Annotated in this window: 2 protein-coding genes; both read left to right on the plus strand. The window is 66.7% G+C overall.

Annotation, left to right across the window (positions count from 1 at the left end; all coding sequences use genetic code 11):
* The first annotated feature begins 118 nt into the window (after positions 1-118).
* Positions 119-1,372 (plus strand): IS256 family transposase, encoded by a 1,254-nt coding sequence (locus ACWD35_RS45380; RefSeq protein WP_451357162.1) that lies wholly within the window; start codon positions 119-121, stop codon positions 1,370-1,372.
* Between the two features lie 29 nt (positions 1,373-1,401).
* Positions 1,402-1,917 (plus strand): hypothetical protein, encoded by a 516-nt coding sequence (locus ACWD35_RS45385; protein WP_451357163.1) that lies wholly within the window; start codon positions 1,402-1,404, stop codon positions 1,915-1,917.
* The last annotated feature ends 147 nt before the right edge of the window (positions 1,918-2,064 follow it).

Below are 2,064 nucleotides of genomic sequence, written 5' to 3' on the forward strand. Positions count from 1 at the left end.
ATGCTCAGGACCTGTGGATCGGCCTCGGGTTGGACGCGGAGGACGTACCTTCCCGAATGATCCTGTGATGGTCACCGAGTAGGCCCGCGTTCGCAGCGCGGGTCGGGAAGGCACGCCCGTGCTCAGCGTAGTGAACACCGACGGTTCGACCGAGTCTGGCTCCCTGATCGACGAGATCGTCCGCGAAGGCGCGCGCCGAATGCTCGCCGCGGCACTGGAAGCCGAAGTCAACCAGTACATAGCCGAGTTGGCTGCCGAGACGGACGCGGCCGGGCGCCGCCTGGTGGTCCGCAACGGCCACCACCGGCCTCGCACCGTGACCACCGCCGCAGGTCCCGTCGAGGTCACGGCCCCGCGCGTGAACGACAAGCGGGTGGATGTGGCCACCGGCGAGCGGATGCGGTTCTCCTCGAAGATCCTGCCGCCCTGGTGCCGTAAGTCGCCCAAGGTCAGCGAGGTGCTGCCACTGCTCTACTTGCACGGACTGTCCTCGGGGGACTTCGTGCCCGCGCTGGAGCAGTTCCTCGGCTCGGCGGCCGGGCTGTCGCCGGCCACCGTAACCCGGCTGACGAAGCACTGGCAGGATGACCACTCCGCCTTCCAGCAGCGCGACCTCGCCGATAGCGACTATGTGTACGTGTGGGCAGACGGCGTGCATCCCAAGGTCCGGCTCGGGCAGACGCACTCCTGTGTCCTGGTGCTGATGGGTGTGCGCCTGGACGGCACCAAGGAACTGATCGCGCTGGCCGAGGGGCTGCGGGAGTCGGTCGAGTCGTGGGCCGACCTGTTGCGCGACTGCCGCCGCCGCGGCATGCGCGATCCCGAGCTGGTCGTCGGCGACGGCGCGATGGGGCTGTGGAAGGCGCTGGCCGAGGTGCTCCCGGCTGCCCGCCACCAGCGGTGCTGGGTCCACAAGGCCCGCAATGTCACGAACGCCCTGCCGAAGTCCGCACAGCCGAGCGCGACGAAAGCGATGCAGGAGATCTACAACGCCGAGGACCGCGGCCACGCCGAGAAGGCGATCGAGGCGTTCGCGAAGGCCTACGGCGCCAAGTTCGCCAAGGCCGTCGCGAAGATCACCGAAGACCGGGAAGAACTGCTGGCGTTTTACGACTTCCCGGCCGAGCACTGGATCCACCTGCGGACCACGAACCCCATCGAGTCGACCTTCTCTACCGTCAAGCTCCGCACCAAGGTCACCCGCGGCGCCGGCAGCCCGGCCGCGGCCCTCGCGATGGTGTTCAAGCTCGTCGAGTCCGCCCAGGCCCGCTGGCGGGCGATCACCGGATCGCACCTGGTGCCCCTGGTCCGTGCGGGCGCCAGATTCGAGAATGGCATCCTCGTCGAACGTACTGAAACACGGGCTGCGTGAGGCTGCGGCGCTGGGGAGGCAGAAGAACTGTGGCGATCTGTTTCGAGCTGGTGGTGAACTTCGGCGACGACGCCGAGGCGGCACAGGCTGCAGCCCACACCGGCCCCAAGCCACGGGTGCTTCGCGCGGGCGCCCACCGCATCCCTCTCCACCGGCCGATGCTGGCGAAGGTGGGCTCATACATCGAGCTCTCGATCCTGCCCGTGGCTGTCAGTTGGCATTGTGGCCTGGACGGCAGCCTTCCCAGGTTCCAGCTCACCGCAGCGGAGCTGACCGAACTGGGGCACCAACTCTACGACCTGCTCGCGCAGTTCCACGGATATGTCGCCGCCAAGGTCGGCTGGGATCCGGAATCATTCCTTGACCCCGCTGAGCTCAGGCGCGAGTGGTCAGATGAACTGAACGACGGCAGCATCCACGGGCTTGTGCTCTGCGAAAAGCTGCATGCGGAACTTGACCTGAGCGCCGACTACGAAGTGTTCCAGCCCGGATACCGATGGATACCGTATCGCGGGGAGGAACCAAGCAACCTCACGACCGACTAACGAAACAAGCCCCTACTTAGGCTGGCTCATCCACACATATTGACAATTACTCGGTCAGTGCCGACCGGCCCAGGACGAGGTGAAGCGTGCCACCGCCGTTCACAGCCAGCTGTCGCCAGGAGTATGAGCCGAACCAGCGCCCCGCAG

The organism is Streptomyces sp. NPDC002671, assembly GCF_053592475.1.